14 protein-coding genes are annotated in these 16,121 nt (G+C 67.2%); 10 read left to right on the top strand and 4 right to left on the bottom strand.

Going from position 1 to position 16,121, the window contains the following annotated elements:
- Nucleotides 1-43: 43 nt before the first annotated feature.
- Nucleotides 44-2,884 (bottom strand): M16 family metallopeptidase, encoded by a 2,841-nt coding sequence (locus H7U20_RS11830; protein WP_199759350.1) that lies wholly within the window; start codon nucleotides 2,882-2,884, stop codon nucleotides 44-46.
- 137 nt (nucleotides 2,885-3,021) lie between these two features.
- Here H7U20_RS11830 and H7U20_RS11825 point away from each other — a divergent pair, with 137 nt between their 5' ends.
- Entirely contained in the window at nucleotides 3,022-5,025 is a 2,004-nt protein-coding gene (locus tag H7U20_RS11825) for a DUF4214 domain-containing protein (protein ID WP_233410692.1), read from the top strand.
- 9 nt (nucleotides 5,026-5,034) lie between these two features.
- Here H7U20_RS11825 and H7U20_RS11820 read toward each other — a convergent pair whose 3' ends face one another.
- Entirely contained in the window at nucleotides 5,035-6,030 is a 996-nt protein-coding gene (locus H7U20_RS11820) for a sensor domain-containing diguanylate cyclase (protein ID WP_199759348.1), read from the bottom strand.
- Between the two features lie 137 nt (nucleotides 6,031-6,167).
- Nucleotides 6,168-7,097, bottom strand: coding sequence for a sensor histidine kinase (locus tag H7U20_RS11815; RefSeq protein ID WP_199759347.1), 930 nt, complete (start codon nucleotides 7,095-7,097; stop codon nucleotides 6,168-6,170).
- Nucleotides 7,098-7,333: 236 nt separating this feature from the next.
- On the opposite strand from H7U20_RS11815, the gene queE reads away from it, so the two are divergent.
- The 7 genes from queE (at nucleotide 7,334) to H7U20_RS11780 (ending at nucleotide 13,309) form a co-directional block, all read left to right on the top strand.
- Complete coding sequence (queE, locus tag H7U20_RS11810; protein WP_199759346.1) at nucleotides 7,334-7,969, top strand: 7-carboxy-7-deazaguanine synthase; 636 nt, start codon at nucleotides 7,334-7,336, stop codon at nucleotides 7,967-7,969.
- Between the two features lie 2 nt (nucleotides 7,970-7,971).
- Complete coding sequence (queD, locus tag H7U20_RS11805; RefSeq protein WP_199759345.1) at nucleotides 7,972-8,418, top strand: 6-carboxytetrahydropterin synthase QueD; 447 nt, start codon at nucleotides 7,972-7,974, stop codon at nucleotides 8,416-8,418.
- Between the two features lie 40 nt (nucleotides 8,419-8,458).
- A complete protein-coding gene (gene tadA / locus H7U20_RS11800) occupies nucleotides 8,459-9,187 on the top strand; it encodes a tRNA adenosine(34) deaminase TadA (RefSeq protein ID WP_370593146.1) in 729 nt (242 codons plus the stop codon).
- A gap of 86 nt (nucleotides 9,188-9,273) precedes the next feature.
- Nucleotides 9,274-10,224 carry an alpha/beta fold hydrolase gene (locus H7U20_RS11795; RefSeq protein ID WP_199759344.1) on the top strand — a complete coding sequence of 317 codons (951 nt, stop codon included), beginning with the start codon at nucleotides 9,274-9,276 and terminating at the stop codon, nucleotides 10,222-10,224.
- 10 nt (nucleotides 10,225-10,234) lie between these two features.
- Nucleotides 10,235-11,152, top strand: coding sequence for a muramoyltetrapeptide carboxypeptidase (gene ldcA / locus H7U20_RS11790; RefSeq protein WP_199759343.1), 918 nt, complete (start codon nucleotides 10,235-10,237; stop codon nucleotides 11,150-11,152).
- Nucleotides 11,145-12,422, top strand: a complete 1,278-nt coding sequence (locus H7U20_RS11785; RefSeq protein WP_199759342.1) for an NAD(P)/FAD-dependent oxidoreductase — start codon at nucleotides 11,145-11,147, stop codon at nucleotides 12,420-12,422. Before ldcA ends, H7U20_RS11785 begins: the two co-directional genes overlap by 8 nt.
- 287 nt (nucleotides 12,423-12,709) lie before the next feature.
- Nucleotides 12,710-13,309: a hypothetical protein gene (locus tag H7U20_RS11780; protein ID WP_199759341.1), complete on the top strand. Its 600-nt coding sequence runs from the start codon at nucleotides 12,710-12,712 to the stop codon at nucleotides 13,307-13,309.
- A gap of 55 nt (nucleotides 13,310-13,364) precedes the next feature.
- On the opposite strand, the gene H7U20_RS11775 is transcribed toward H7U20_RS11780, so the two are convergent.
- Nucleotides 13,365-13,658, bottom strand: coding sequence for an antibiotic biosynthesis monooxygenase family protein (locus H7U20_RS11775; protein WP_199759340.1), 294 nt, complete (start codon nucleotides 13,656-13,658; stop codon nucleotides 13,365-13,367).
- 178 nt (nucleotides 13,659-13,836) lie between these two features.
- Here H7U20_RS11775 and H7U20_RS11770 point away from each other — a divergent pair, with 178 nt between their 5' ends.
- Together H7U20_RS11770 and H7U20_RS11765 are read left to right on the top strand one after the other, a co-directional pair.
- The gene (locus H7U20_RS11770; RefSeq protein WP_199759339.1) at nucleotides 13,837-14,400 is read left to right on the top strand and encodes a TetR/AcrR family transcriptional regulator; all 564 of its coding nucleotides are present in this window, start codon (nucleotides 13,837-13,839) and stop codon (nucleotides 14,398-14,400) included.
- An 86-nt stretch (nucleotides 14,401-14,486) separates the two neighbouring features.
- Complete coding sequence (locus H7U20_RS11765) at nucleotides 14,487-16,085, top strand: ABC-F family ATPase (RefSeq protein WP_199759338.1); 1,599 nt, start codon at nucleotides 14,487-14,489, stop codon at nucleotides 16,083-16,085.
- The last annotated feature ends 36 nt before the right edge of the window (nucleotides 16,086-16,121 follow it).

Here is a 16,121-nt window from a genome sequence, read left to right as displayed (position 1 = left end):
TGCGCTTGTGGGCTTGCTTAACTTGGCGCCATCTTGACCTGGCTTACTCGGCGAAGGCCTTGGCGGCCGGGGTGATGGTGACCGCCTCGGGTGCGATGTTGAGCTTGCGCGCGCCGATCAGCTGGTCCTCGTCGAGCAGTTCCTTCGGCTTGTTGCCGTCGTACTTGATGGGCGAGAAGGCGTCCGACACCAGCTTGTCCTTCAGGCCGGCGGCGTCCTTGGTGATGATGACCACCGACAGGTCCCGCGCCGACAGGTGCTTGCGGATCGCCGCGTTGACGTCGGCCACCGTCAGGCGCGCCAGGCCGTCGCGCATCAGGCTGGTGAACTCGGGCGTGCCGTACCACTGGGCGTCGAGGGCGTAGCCGAGTTGCTGGTCCTGGGTCGCCGTCATCACGAAGACGTTTTTCATCAGGTAGTCGCGGGTGGCCTCGAATTGCTCCTGGTTCAGGCCCTGGGCGATCAGCTTGTCGAGCTCGGTGAGCGCGACGCGCAGCGCGAAGTGGCCGTTTTCAGGCGCCACCGGACGGATCCACACCTCGAACAGCTGCGCCTTGCGGCCCAGGTTGGGGTTGGGGAAGAACTGGTACATGCCGCGCGGGAAGGCTTCGATGTAGGCGTAGTCGCCGTAGTTCATGCCGCGCAGTTCGCGGATGCGCTGGTACAAATAGGCGCTGGAGGCGCGGTGCTCGCCGAGCCAGGTCTTGGCCAGCCACAGGGCCGGGAAGTCCGGGTGGGTGCGGGTGACGCTGAGCGGCAGGCCGAAGGAGATGGCGGTGGCGCGGGTCTGCTTTTCGATGATCTCGATCTGCAGGCCCTTGGCGGCCTTGCCGACCGGCACGGCTGTGCTCGGCAGGCCGGCGCCGGCCGGCAGCGCGGCCAGCGCCTGCTTCAGCTCGGCGCCCATGGCCGCGCTGACGTCGCCGGAGATGCCGGCCCGCAGCGCGCCCCGGGTGTAGGCGCTCTTCCAGAAGGCCTTGACGTCGTCGAGGGTGATGGCGTCGATGCCTTTCAGCGTGCCCAGCACGGGGTGGCCGTAGCCGCTGCCGGCGTAGACGTTGGCCTGCAGGCGCTCCTTGCCGAACTCTTCCTCGTTGTTGTCCTTCAGGTCCAGCTGCAGGGCGTTCTTCTGCGCGTCCTTGAGGCGGCGGAAGTCCTCCTCGCGGAAGCCGGGCGCCAACAGCAGCGGCAGGGCGATGGCGTTGAAGCGCTTCCAGTTGTCCTTGTGGATGTTGGCGGTGAAGGTGGTCATTTCCTTGTCGACCTGCTCGCTGAAGCTGCCGGCGATGGGGAACAGGGCCTTGGCGACCTCGTCGATCTTGCGTTCGCTCGAGCCGGCCGAGCCGACCATGGCGGCGGTCAGCGCGGCCAGGCCCTCCTTGCCGGCCGGATCATGCGCCGAGCCGGCCGAGAACAGCAGCTTGTAGCGGATCTGCGGCAGCGCCGATTGCTGCACCAGCAGCGGGAAATCGGCGGGCGCCGACGGCGGCGCCAGCTCGGCCAGCTTGGGCGGGGCGGCGATGGCGGCCGGCATGGCGTCGTGCGACAGGGTGGCGACCAGCATGCCGTCGTCGACCAGGTAGGTGCGCGCGGCGGCCAGCAGGTCGGCCGGGGTCAGGCTGTCCATCAGGCGGTAGTATTGGTTGATGGTGCCGTAGGCGCGCTGGTAGTGGACGAAGGAGGCCAGGGTGCCGGCGATCTGTTCGGTGTTGTCGAGCGAACGGACGAGGCCGTATTTCAGCGCCGACTTGGCGTCGGCCAGGTTCTGCTCGCCGACCGGGGTGCTGCGCAGCTGGGCGACGGTGCGCAGGATGGCGTCGCGGACGTAGACGGTGTCGTCGATCTTCTTGACGCGGGCGCCGATGGTGGCCAGGGTCGGGTCGACCCGGCCCGGCGTGTAGTCGTACAGCTGGTCGACTTTTTGCTCGTCCTGCACCAGGCGTTTGTAGAGCGGCGAGGTGCGGCCGAAGGAGAGCGACAACAGCAGGCTCAGCGCGGCCTGGTCCTTGGCCTTGGTGGAGAAGGCCGGGGCGTGGAAGGACACCGACAGCAGCGGCAGGGTCGGCGTCGGCCATGGCACGTGCCGGTACAGCGCGCCCTTGGCCGGCGGTTCGGCCGGCACCGGCGCCTGGGCCGTGCCGCGCCGCCATTTGCTCCAGTACTTGCGCACCAGGGCGACGGCCCGGGCCGGCTCGACGTCGCCGGCGATGATGATGGTGGTGCGTTCGGGGCGGTACCAGCGGTCGAAGAACACCTTGGAATAGGCGTACTGGTTGGGCATATCCTCGATGTCTTTGATGAAGCCCATGGTGGTGTGCTTGTAAGTGTGCTTCTCAAAGGCGGCGTCGCGCATCACTTCGAACAGCTTCGACTGTGGATTTGCGCTATTCTTATTGTATTCGCCGAGCACGGCGCGCGATTCGGTCTTGAAGGCGTCCTCGCCGTAGGACAGGTGTTGGAAGCGGTCGGCCTCGACCTTGAGCACGGTTTCCAGGTCCTGCTTGGCGAAGGTGGTGTAGTAGTTGGTCAGGTCGTCGCTGGTGTAGGCGTTCTGCCGCGCGCCGGCTTTGGTGATGATGGCCTGGTACTTCTCGGGCGGATAGTCCTTGGTGCCGCGGAACATCATGTGTTCGAAGAAATGGGCGAAGCCGGACTTGCCCGCTTCGACCTCGTTGCGCGAGCCGGTCTGCACCGGGATCTGCACCGACACCAGGTTGGGGAAGCCGGTCGGCACGACGATCACCCGCAGGCCGTTGGGCAGGGTGGTTTCGCTGGCCTTGAAGGGCAGCAGGTCGGCCGGGGCGGCGGCCGGTTCGGCCGGCGCGGCATGGGCCAGGCCGGGTACGGCCAGCGCCAGGGCGCAGATACGGATGAAAGTTGACACGCTTGCTCCTTTGTTGGGAAGTGCCCGCCCGTCGACGCGGGCGAGTCGGCCGCCAGAATAGAATATTCCGCCCAGAAAGAACAGGGCGGAACGTGTGTTATTATCCCCAAAGTAACTATTTCTCCTGGGAAAGCATGATGAGTTTAACTACCGGCAACAACGCGATCGATGCGCTGGTCTACAGCAGTTGGAACCAGCAGGCCCACACGCCGGTCTCGCTGGGTTATAGCTTCATGCAGTACGCGCCCTACGACGCCAGCGCGGGCGACCGCGCCGGTTTCGTCGCCATGTCGACCGGGCAACAGGCGGCGGTGCGCGACGCGCTGGCGCAATGGGCGGCGGTGGCCAACATCACGTTTACCGAAAAGACCTGGTTGCTCGGCGATATACAGATCGGCACCAACGACCAGGGCAAGACCAGCGGCGGCTACGCCTACCTGCCGAACGGCCACGGCCCGGTCACCCTGTACACCAACAACGCCGACCGTTACAACGCGGTGTTCACGCCGGGCAGCTACGGCCCGACCGTGCTGCTGCACGAGCTGGGACACACGCTGGGGCTGAAGCACCCGGGCAACTACAATTCGACCGGCAGCAGCATCGGCGGACCGTACCTGCCCGGCGCGTTCGACAACACCGACTACACCTTGATGGCCTATTCGGACGGCAGCGGACACGAGATGAGCGGCCAGTACAATGTCACGCCGATGCTGTACGACATCCAGGCGATCCAATACCTGTACGGCGCCAACACCACCTACCACGCCGGCGCCGACGTCTACCGCTTCGACGACAGCAGCGCGCTGCAATGCGTCTGGGATGCGGGCGGGGTCGACACCTTCGACTTCTCGGCCTGCCGCGACTACGTGACGATCGACCTGCGCGCCGGCCACTTCAGCTCCAGCGGATATGATTACGGCAACATCTCGATCGCCTACAACGTGGTGATCGAGAAGGCGCTGGCCGGCTCGGGCGGCGCGCTGATCTACGCCAACGACGCCGGCGACACGCTGACCGGCGGCGCCGGCGGCGACACCTTCTACCAGGGCGGCGGCGACGACGTCATCGACGGCGGCGCCGGGCGCGACAGCGTGGTGTTCGGCAAGGCCATGGCGGCCTACCTGCTGTTCGACGCGGGCGGGGTGTGGCGCGTGCTGGGCGAGGGCAACGACCGCCTGGTCGGCATCGAGCAACTGCGCTTCGCCGACCGCAGCGTCAACCTGGGCGACCTGCCGCAGCAGGCGGCGCCCATCGCCGACCAGCGCGTGCAGATCGGCTACGGCTTCAAGCTCGACCTGGCCGCCGTCGGCTACACGCAGAGCGACGGCCAGCCGGTGCACCTGAGCGCCAGCCAGGTCGGCGGCGGCGCGCTGCCGGCCTGGCTGGGCTTCGACGCGGCCACCGGCGTGTTTTCCGGCAAGCCGGCGAGCGGCGACGCCGGCGTGCTGGCGTTGCGCGTGGTGGCCGACAACGGCGTCGGCGGCATCGTCGACGATTTCACCCTGCAGATCGACGCCTTCGGCAATGCGCTCGTCGGTGGCGCCGGCAACGACCTCCTGCGGGCCGGCGCCGGGGCCGAGGTGGTCGACGGCGGCGCCGGCATCGATACGCTGGTCTACGCCGGTCCGCGGGCCAACTTCTCGGTGGCGCGCGGCGCCGGCGGTTTCGTCGTGGGCGACAACGTCGGCGACGGCGGTGTCGACACGCTGAGCGGCGTCGAGCGGCTGCGCTTCGCCGACGCCGCCCTGGCGCTCGACGCCGACGGCCACGCCGGCCAGGCCTACCGGCTGTACGGCGCGGCGTTGGCGCGGGCGCCGGACGAGGTCGGACTGGGCTTCTGGATCGCCAAGCTCGACGCCGGCATGCCGCTGACCTCGGTGGCGCTGGGTTTCATCAACAGCCCGGAGTTCCAAACCCGCTATGGCGGCAACCTGGGCGACGAGGCCTTTGTGACCCAGTTGTACCAGCACGTGCTGAACCGCGCGCCCGACCCCGCCGGCCTGGCCTGGCAGGTGCACGCGCTGGCCATCGGCGTGTCGCGCGAGGCGCTGCTGGTGAACTTCTCCGAGTCGGCCGAGTACGTCGCTTCGCTGGTCGGCGTGATGCCCGAGGCGCTCAACTACGTGCCCTGGGGCGCCTGATGTGGCGCTTTAGACCGCTTCGCTGACGGGCAGGCTGATGCGGTTGCGGCCCATGTGCTTGGCGCGGTAGAGGGCGGCGTCGGCGGTGGCCACCAGCAGGCAGGGCTCGGTGTCGGGCGCCGCCAGCGCGGTGGCCGCGCCTATGCTCACCGTCACCACGTGTTGCGCGCTGCCCAGGTTGGGCAGGTGCAGCTGTTCGACGCGTTGGCGGATCCGTTCGGCGACGATGGCGGCGCCCTTCAGCGACTGGTTGGGCAGGATCACGGCGAACTCCTCGCCGCCGTAGCGCGCCACCAAATCGTTGGCGCGCATCTCGCCGGCGACGGCGTTGGCGATGCGTTGTAGGCACTGGTCGCCGCCGAGGTGGCCGTAGGCGTCGTTGTACTGCTTGAAGTTGTCGACGTCGACCATCAGCAGCGACAGCGGTTGCCGCTGGCGGGTGGCGCGCTGCCATTCGGCCAGCAGGGTGTCGTCGAAGCAGCGCCGGTTGGCCAGGCCGGTCAGGCCGTCGCGCGTGGCCAACTGTTGTAGCGCCGCCTGGGCGTTCTTCTCGTCGGTCATGTCGCGCAGCGTTTCGACGACGGCCATCAGCTGGCCGTCGGCGCCGCAGATCGGGCTGGCGTCGACCGCCAGATAGCGCCGCCGCCCCGCCCGTGGCATGTCGCACCAGTTCTCGGCGCACAGGTTGTCGCCGCCCTCGCTGCGGTGGGCCTGGTGGTCGTACATGGTGTGGATCTCGCCGGTGCGGCCCTGCGCCACCAAGTCGGCCAGGGTGGGGCGCTGTTCCTGGTAGAAGCTGCGCCAGTGTTCGCTGGTGCCGAGCACCTCGGCGGCGGCGACGCCGGTCAGGCGCTCGCAGGCGCGGTTCCAGATCAGCACGCGGCAGTCGGTGTCGATCACGAAGGTGGGCACCACCAGCAGCTCCATCAGCCTCAGGGCGAAACCGTGCTGCGAGTCGGCCGGCGCGAACGGGGTCGTGGGCTGGACCTGCTGTCTGTTGTTCATTCTCAATCCTTGTGGTGGGCGGCCGCCGGCGCCCGGACTGTGGGCGGGGGGAACAAAGTTGGCGGGCCAGAACAAATTGTGCTGTCGACCGCCTTGCCCAGACTTGAGGTGTCGCAAGGCTTCGCCACCGCGGCGTATCAGTGCGCGCCGACTTCGGCCAGCGGCAGCGACAGCGACAGCGCGGTGCCCTGGCCGGGCTGGCTGGCGATGTTGAACTGGCCGCCGGCCTGGGTGATGCGGCGCTGGATGCCCAGCAGTCCACGCGCCGGCGCGCCGGGCATGCCGATGCCGTTGTCGCTGACCGTCATGGTCAGGCTGCGCGCCTGGCGGCACAGCGCGATGTGCACCTGGGTGGCGCGGGCGTGGCGCACGATGTTCGACAGCGATTCCTGCAGGATGCGGTAAAGCATGGCGTCGACCTTGTCGTCGGGCACGGCGTCGAGCGCCGCCTGGTCGGCCTGCAGTTGGCAGTCGATGCCGCTCAGCCGGCTGAATTCGTCCACCTGGTGCCGCAGCGCCGTCGCCAGGCCGGCCTCCAGGCCGACGGGGCTGAGTTCGTTGATGATGGCGCGCATCGACTGGATGCTCAGCTCCAGGTGCTGTTCGATGCGTTGCAGCTGCGGCGCCAGCGCGGCCTGGCCGGCGTTGGCCTGGCGCAGCGCGGAGACCTCCAGCTTGAGCGTCAGCAGGTTCTGGCCGAGGTCGTCGTGGATGTCGTGGGCGATACGCTGCCGTTCGCTCTCCTTGATGCACTCGGGCAGGGCGGCGCGCTGCCATTGCTGGTTGTGGGCGGCGTGCAGGGCCTGCTCGGCGATGGTGCGGCAGTGCAGCTCGTGGGCCAGCTTGGCGCGCAGCGCCGCCAACGTGGCGGCTTGGTGGCGGTGGCGCCACAGCATGGCCATGGCGACGAACAGCAGGGCGGTGGCGCAGATCAGCAGCAGCTCGCCGAGCGCCTGCGGCGCGTCGAGCTGCTCGGGCAGCGGCGTGGCGGCGTGGGCGGCGGCGCCGCAGGCGGCGAGGAGGGCGATGGCGCGCGCCAAAACTGCCGAGTGCGCTGTGTCTGTCATGATGGCATCTCCCGATGTGAGCGCGGGACGGGGCGCCGTCCACTGTGTGACCATAACGTGATTGCTTTTTGGCAGCATTGCGCAATGTCAAACCGGCCGGTCTGGCCGCCATTTGGCGGCCCCCGCTGTGGTGAAAATGCGCCGATTCCCTGCCGCCGGCCGGCACGGCATATAATAGAGGGTTGTCAATCGGGTTTTGCCTGCTTGCCCAGGCCGACCCGCTACCAGGAATCACCGTGACTTATAGCATCAAAGAGAGTTTCTACACGCTGCAGGGCGAGGGCGCCCATGCCGGGCGGCCGGCCGTGTTCTGCCGTTTTTCCGGCTGCAATCTGTGGACCGGCCGCGAGAGCGACCGCGCCAGCGCCGTCTGCCGGTTCTGCGACACCGACTTCGTCGGCAGCGACGGCGACGGCGGCGGCAAGTTCGCCACCGCCGCCGCGCTGGCGGCGCGCATCGACGGCCTGTGGCCGGCCGCCTATCCGGCCAACAAATACGTGGTGTTCACCGGCGGCGAGCCGCTGCTGCAGCTCGACGCGGCGCTGATCGCGGCGATGCACGCGGCCGGCTTCGAGATCGCCATCGAGACCAACGGCACCCTGCCGGTGCCGGCCGGGGTCGACTGGATCTGCGTCAGCCCGAAGATGGGCGCCACCCTGGTGGTCCACAAGGGCAACGAACTCAAGGTCGTGATCCCGCAGACGGGGCAGGATCTGGCGGCCTACGAGGGATTGCAGTTCGATAATTTCTTCGTGCAGCCGATGGACGGGCCGCTGGCCGCGTTCAACACCACCCTGGCGATCGAGACCTGCAAGCGCAATCCGACCTGGAAATTGAGCCTGCAAACCCATAAACTTTTACAAATACCTTAACCATGCTGACCATCACACGCAAGCTAGAATTCGACGCCGGCCACCGGATCCCCGACCACAAGAGCCAGTGCCGCAACCTGCACGGCCACCGCTACACGCTGGAGATCACCCTGACCGGCCAGGTCATCTCGGTCGAGGGCAACTCCGACAACGGCATGATCATGGACTTCTCCGACATCAAGGCGCTGGCCAAGGAACACCTGGTCGACGTGTGGGACCACGCCTTCCTGGTCTACGAGAAGGACGCCGTGGTGCGCGACTTCCTGGCCACGCTGCCGGGCCACAAGACCGTCACCATCGACCGCATTCCGACGGTGGAGAACCTGGCGCAGATCGCCTTCGACATCCTCAAGGCGGCCTACAAGGACCGTTTCGGCACCGGCCTGCATCTGCATAAGCTGGTGCTGCACGAGACGCCGAACTGCTGGGCAGAGATCACCGATGCCTGAGATGGACGGCCGCGCCGACGCTGAGCCGGTGCCGGTGCCGGTGCAGCTACCGCTACCGGCCACCGTGGCGCCGCTGGACCTGGCGGCGCCCGCAGCGCCAGGCGCGGCGCCGGCTTGCCCGCTCATTGCCGCGGCCATTACGCCGGCCACTTGCCAAGCCACTTACCAGCCCACGGCGCAGGAGCAGGCCTTCATGCGCGAAGCGCTGGAGCAGGCGCAGCACGCCTGCGACTTGGGCGAGGTGCCGGTCGGCGCGGTGGTGGTCAAGGACGGCGTGGTCATCGCGCGCGGCTACAACCAGCCGATCGACAAGCACGACCCGACGGCGCACGCCGAGATCGTCGCGCTGCGCGCCGCCGCCGAGGTGCTGGGCAACTACCGGCTGCCCGGTTGCGAGTTGTATGTGACCTTGGAACCCTGCCTGATGTGCTCGGGCGCGATGATGCATGCGCGCCTGACGCGGGTGGTGTTTGGCGCCAGCGACCCGAAGACCGGCGTGTGCGGCTCGGTGCTCAACCTGTTCGAGCCGAGCCAGCTCAACCACCACGCCGTGGCCGTCGGCGGCGTGCTGGCCGACGAATGCGGCGCCATGCTGAAGCGCTTCTTCGCGGCGCGCCGCACCGCCGCCGCCGAGGCGCGCCGGCGCGCCAATGCCGCCGCAAACACTGGTGCCGCCGCGCTTGGTGGTGTCGCCGGCGTCGCCGGCGCCGCTGCCGACGCCACGCCCAAGCACGACAACGAGGCGAGTTCGCCGGGCTGCCGCGGCTGAATCGCCAGGTGCGTGGTGGCGCCCGCCGGCCGCCGCACAGGCGGCAAAAATGGTATGCTCGCCCATCTATTTTGAGGAGCGCCGCTATGGCAAGTGTGCAGGCAAACGGCATCCGCATCGTCTACGAGACCAGTGGCGATCCACGCGGTACGCCGGTGCTGCTGATTATGGGCTTGGGGATGCAGCTGACCTCGTGGCCGGACGACTTTGTCGACGGCCTGGTCGAACAGGGCTGCTTCGTGATCCGCTTCGACAACCGCGACAGCGGCTTGTCGAGCAAGTTCGACCAGTTCAAGCCGCCCAATCTGCCGCTGGCCTACTTGAAAAACCTGGTCGGCTGGCCGCAGCGGCCGGCCTACACCTTGGCCGACATGGCGCAGGACGCGCGCGGCCTGCTCGACGCCCTCGGCGTGGCGCGGGCGCACGTGATCGGCGCCTCGATGGGCGGCATGATCGCGCAAATCTTCGCCGCCCGTTACGCCGAGCGCACGCTGAGCCTGACCTCGATCATGTCGAGCAGCGGCCGGCGCGGCCTGCCCGGACCGACCGGCGCGGCGCGCGCGGCGATGCTGCGCCGGCCGGCCAGTCCGGCCGGGCGCGAGCAGGTGATCGAACACATGGCGGCGGTGTTCCGCGCCATCGGCAGCCCGGCCTTTCCGACGCCCGAGCGCCAGCTGCGCGCCTTGATCGAGCGCTCGCTCGACCGCAGCGTGTATCCGGCCGGCGTGGCGCGGCAGATGGTGGCCATCGTCGCCGACGGCGACCGCACGCCGCTGCTGCGGCGCATCGCCTGTCCGGTGCTGGTGATCCACGGCGCCGCCGATCCGCTGGTGCCGGTGGCCTGCGGCGTCGACACCGCGCATGCCATCGCCGGCGCGCGGCTGCAAGTGATCGAGGGCATGGGCCACGACCTGCCGCCGCAGCTGATTGAGCGCCTGCTCGCCTTGATCGACGGCCATCTGCACGGTAAGATGGCGGCGCAGGGCAGAACTCCGGCGGCGCAGGCGCCAACCGGAGGCCGGGACATCCACCTTTGATCGAGACATTTTGAGCACATCCAATATCGGCATCGCCATCGCCGCACCGGGCGGCTACGCAGCGGACCAGGCGGCACTGGACATGGGCATCCGCCGCCTTGAGGCGCAGGGCTTCCGGGTCCACAACTACTACGACCCGGCGCAGAAATTCCAGCGCTTCGCCGGCAGCGACGCCGGCCGGTTGGCGCAGCTGAACGCCGCCGCCGCCGATCCGCAGGCGCAGATCGTCATCGCGCTGCGCGGCCAGTACGGCATCAGCCGCATCCTGCCGCAGATCGACTTCCGCGCCATGGCCGACAGCGGCAAGCTGTTCGTCGGCTACAGCGACTTCACCGCCTTCCACATGGGCCTGATGAAGGAGACCGGCCGCATCAGCTTCGCCGGCCCGATGATGTGCGACGACTTCATCCGCGAGGAGCCGGTCGAGTACACGCTGAAGCAGTTCTGGGATTGCCTGCGCGGCCCGCGGCACACGGTGCGTGGCACGGCGGCCGGCAACCCGCTGGTCGATGTGCGCGGCAAACTGTGGGGCGGCAATCTGTCGATGCTGGTGCATCTGCTCGGCACGCCGTACTTCGCGCCCATCGAGGGCGGCATCGTCTTCATCGAGGACACCAACGAGCATCCCTACCGCATCGAGCGCATGGTGCTGCAACTGCTGTACGCCGGCGCGCTGGACGGCCAGCAGGCGCTGGTGTTGGGCGACATTTCCAACTACCGCCTGACGCCGGCGGACAACGGCTACGACTTCGACGCCATGCTGGCCTATTTGCGCGAGCGGCTGCCGATCCCGGTGTTGACCGGGCTGCCGTTCGGCCACATCAAGGTGCGGGCCACGCTGCCGTATGGCGGCATGGGGCATCTGCTGTCGGACGCCGAGGGCTTCGACCTGAACATCAGCGACTATCCAACGCTGGCGCATGGCTGAGGCCCTGCCGGAGCAGAGCTACTACCGCGCCACCGCTGGCGGCGAACGGTATGCGGCCCTGTCCGGCAAGGAGGAGGCGGCGATCTGCGTGATCGGCGGCGGCTTCGCCGGCCTGTCCACCGCGCTCGCCTTGCTGGAGCGCGGTGAAAACAATGTCGTGCTGTTGGAGGCGCGGACGGTGGGGCACGGCGCCTCCGGGCGCAACGGCGGCTTTGTCTTCGGCGGGTTTTCGCTCGGCGAGCGCGGCTTGCTGGCGGCGGCCGGCGCCACCGCCGGCGCGCAGTTGTATCGGCTGACGCTGGACGCGGTGGAGTTGATCCGCCGCCGCATCGAGCGCTACGCCATCGCCTGCGAGGCGACCAGCGCCGGCATCTATCTGGCCAACTGGTTCGACGACCAGCGTATTTTGGATCAGCAGCGCCGCTTCATGGCCGAGCGGCTGGGCGTCGAGTGGCAGCATGTGGGTCGCGTCGATTTCGCCGAACTGGCGCGCAGCGAGCGCTATTTCGGCGCGTTGTTCGAAGCCAACGCATTTCATTTTCATCCGCTCAAATATGCCCAGGGCCTGGCGCGCGCGCTGGTGGACGGCGGCGCGCGCGTGCGCGAGGATAGCCGCGTCACGCGCATCGAGCGTGACGGCGCCGGTTGGCGCGTCAGCACCGCGCATGGCGAGGTGAGGGCGCGCGAGGTGGTGGTGTGTTGCGGCGGCTACATCGAAAAACTTTATCCGAAACTGGCCGCCGCGATCCTGCCGATCGCCACCTATGTGATGATGACGGAACCGCTGGGCCGGCGCTTGCCGACGGCCTTGTCGACCCAGGCGGCGATCTACGACACCCGCTTCGCCTTCGATTATTACCGTCCGCTCAAGGACACGCGCCTGCTGTGGGGCGGCCGCATTTCCATCCGCGAGCGTTCGGCGCCGGACGTGGCGCGCCTGCTGTATCAGGACATGCTGAAGGTGTATCCGCAACTGGCCGGCGCGCGGGTCGACTACGCCTGGAGCGGCATGATGAGCTACGGCCGCCACAAGATGCCGCAACTGGGCCGGCTGCCGGAGGGGATTTGGTACGGCATGGGCTTCGGCGGCCACGGCGTGGCGCCGACCACCCTGTCGGGCGAGGTGCTGGCGCGCGCCATCCTGGGCGACGGCGCGCCATTGGCGCAGTTTGAACAGTGGGGCTTGCCGCGTACCGGCGGCCCGGCCGGCCTGCTGGCCGCCCAGCTCACCTACTGGTACTACGAGCTGCGCGACTGGATGCGGCAGTAGTCAGCGGGCTGACAGCAACAGGAGGGCGTGGGCGTCGCCGCGTCAACGGAAATGCCATCGCGGCGTGCGGGAAAATGGCGCCATTTGCCGCGCCAAAATTTCGCTGAGAAAATCATGACGCCGCCGCCGAATAGGTGCTGCCGGTGTTCGTTCTGGACCTCTCGCTCTTTCGTACTCTTTTGCCCTACTCTTCCTGTCTCTTTTCGTCTTTTTTGAACTCGGCGGCGCCCGCCCAGTCTAACAGACAGGAAGAGGCGAAAAGAGACAAATCCGACAGGAGAAAAAGCATGGAAGAGCGAGAGGTCTGTACGGCCGTCCCCAACGCCGCGCTCGCGGAGTTGGGAAATTTTTTGCGCCAGTGTGGCAGCACGTTGTCGCCGACCGAGGCGGTGGTGCACGCGCTCAAGCTGTGGATGGACACGCAGCAGAAAGCCAGCGAGCCGCCGCGCGGCTATCAATGGAAATGCCTGTTCTTGCCGCACGGCAGCCAAGTGCGCATGTTCTACCAAGGCGCCTGGGAATACGCCAGCGTGCGTGGGGACGAGCTGTTCTTCCGGGGCTACCGCGTGTCGCCCCACCAAATGGCCTTGGAGGTCGGCGGCAAAGGCCGCAACGCCTGGCGCGATTTATGGGTGCAGCGGCCCGCCGATCAGCAATGGCGGACCGCCACCGAACTGCGCAACGAGCACCGGCGCCGTCTGGCGGCCAAACCCAATTCGCCGATGGAGGCGATGACGGCCGCCGCCAAATGCATGAGCGACACGCTGAAAAGCGCGCTGCTGCTGGTCGAGCAGGCCAACCACCAGACCGCGCGACAGTTCGACCGGCGCCTGCCCAAGCACCGACGCTTCGACGACCACATGATCGACGCCTGCATGGAGGACTGAGACGGCGCGCGCCCAGCCCGGCCGGTCTCGTGTGCCGCGTGCAACAATTGAAGTCTTAGACCGCGCCCAGGGCGATATAGCCCTCCGGAATCGGCGCCGCCGCCAGCATGGGCGCCACCTTCATCACCTGTTGCAGCAGGAAACCGTTGCTGTCGCCGGCTAGGCGGGCGGCGTCCGAGTCCCACAAGGTGATCGACATGCCCTTGCCGCTGGCCGGGTCGGTCAGCAGGAAGGTGCTGTGGAAGCCGTCCTGTTGCTCCAGCAGGGGAATGACGGCCTCCTGATACAGGGCGACAACTTCATCGAGCTTGCCGGGCTTGGCCCGGACGTGGGTGACGCGTGCGAACATAGACTTCTTCTCCATTGTGGATCTTGAAACGGGCCGGCGCGGTGCCGACATCGGCATACCGAAGAGCATTCCATACGGTATGTATGGTTTACTATACGTGCTACTTGCCTGGCTTGCAACACCTAAGGCATCGGCTATAATTCCCGGCCCGGATCCCTTCCTCGTCTTTGGAGTCGCCATGCATGCCCAGTTCCCTGCCGGGAAACAACGTCTGTCGCGCGAGGACTGGCTCGACTTCGGCCTGACCGTGCTGCGCGACGAGGGACCGCAAGGTTTGAAGGCCGAGCCGCTGTGCAAGCGGCTGGGCGTCAGTCGGGGCAGCTTCTACTGGCACTTCGACAGCGCCGGCGCCTTCATGCTGGCGGTGGTGGAGCGCTGGGAGGCGCGCGCCACCGAGCAGGTCATCCTCGCCGTGGAGCAGTGCGCCGGCGGCGCGGCGGAGAAATTGCGCTTTTTGCTGCGCAAGGTCGGCGAGCTCGACGTGCGCCTGTACGAGGCCATCCACAATCTGGAGGCGCGCCTGCCCGAGCTGGCCGGCGTGCTGCGCCGCGTGCACGAGCGGCGCCTGGGCTTTCTGGCGGACTTGCTGGTGGCCCAAGGTTTGGTGCCGGACGAGGCGGCGCTGCGCGCCCGGATGACCTATGCCTGGGCGATGGGCGAGTTGTTGACCCGCGATCCGCAGCAACAAGCCTATACTGAAGCACAGATCGCCGCCGTCGAACGGCTGCTGCTGCGCCCCTGATTCCCCTATGGCGGGGTGGGCGGTGCTGTATAATGTCGCCTTTCCGCTTAACAGCATGATTTTATTCAGTAAAGTACACACCTAAGATGCTATCTACAGCCAACATCACCATGCAGTTCGGCGCCAAGCCGCTGTTCGAAAACATCTCCGTCAAGTTCGGCGATGGCAACCGTTACGGCCTGATCGGCGCCAACGGCTGCGGCAAGTCCACCTTCATGAAGATCCTCGGTGGCGATCTGGATCCGTCGGGCGGCAACGTGATGTTGGACACCAACGAGCGTCTGGGCAAGTTGCGCCAGGACCAGTTCGCCTTCGAAGAGATGCGCGTGCTCGACGTGGTGATGATGGGCCACACCGAGATGTGGGCGGCGATGCAGCAGCGCGACGCCATCTACGCCAATCCCGAGGCGACCGACGACGACTACATGGCCGCCGCCGACCTGGAGGGCAAAGTGGCCGAGTACGACGGTTACACGGCCGAATCGCGCGCCGGCGAGCTGTTGCTGGGCGCCGGCGTGGCCATCGACCTGCACCAGGGTCCGATGAGCAACGTCTCGCCGGGCTGGAAGCTGCGCGTGCTGCTGGCCCAGGCGCTGTTCTCGAATCCGGACATCCTGCTGCTCGACGAGCCGACCAACAATCTGGACATCAACACGATTCGCTGGCTGGAAGACGTGCTCAACGAGCGCAACTCCACCATGATCATCATTTCGCATGATCGCCACTTCCTCAACCAGGTCTGCACCCACGTCGCCGACATGGATTACGGCACCTTGAAGATCTACCCGGGCAACTACGACGAGTACATGTTCGCGTCGACCCAGGCGCGCAACCAGCTGCTGTCGAACAACGCCAAGGCCAAGGAAAAGGTCGCCGAGCTGCAGGACTTCGTGCGCCGCTTCGCCGCCAACAAGTCCAAGGCCCGCCAGGCGACCTCGCGCGCCAAGCAGATCGAGAAGATCAAGGTCGACGACATCAAGCCCTCGTCGCGCGCCTATCCCTTCGTCCGCTTCGAAGGCGAGAAGAAGTTGCACCGCCTGGCCGTCGAGGTCGAGAACATCTCGAAAGCCTACGACCGCCAGCTGTTCAAGAACTTCAGCATCATGGTCGAGGCCGGCGAGCGCATCGCCATCATCGGCGCCAACGGCGCCGGCAAGACCACCATGCTGCGCTGCATCGCCGGCGACGTCGCCAAGCTGCAGCCGGACCAGGGCCGCGTCAAGTGGGCCGAGAACGCCAACGTCGGCTACATGCCGCAGGATCCGACCGAGGAGTTCGCCGACGGCGCCATCCTGACCGACTGGATCGGCCAGTGGACCAAAGAAGGCGACGACGACCAGGCCGTGCGCTCCATCCTGGGCCGCCTGCTGTTCGGCGGCGACGAGGTGAAGAAATCGGTCAAGGTCTTGTCCGGCGGCGAGAAGGGCCGCATGATGTACGGCAAGCTGATGCTGGGCCGCCACAACGTGCTGTTGCTCGACGAGCCGACCAACCACATGGACATGGAATCGATCGAGTCGCTCAACGTGGCGCTGGAAAAATACGCCGGCACGCTGATCTTCGTGTCGCACGACCGCGAGTTCGTTTCCTCGCTGGCCAACCGCATCATCGAGATCAAGGAAAACGAGATCGTCGATTTCCGCGGCAACTACGAAGACTACCTGACCAGCCAGGGCATCGACTAAGGCTAGCAGCTGCGACGGCGGCGGCGGCCAGGCCCC

Source organism: Rugamonas violacea, from assembly GCF_016461825.1.
Classification (GTDB): domain Bacteria; phylum Pseudomonadota; class Gammaproteobacteria; order Burkholderiales; family Burkholderiaceae_D; genus Rugamonas.
The sequence above is the reverse complement of the archived record's forward strand: the minus strand, read 5'-3'. Positions and strand labels throughout refer to the sequence as shown.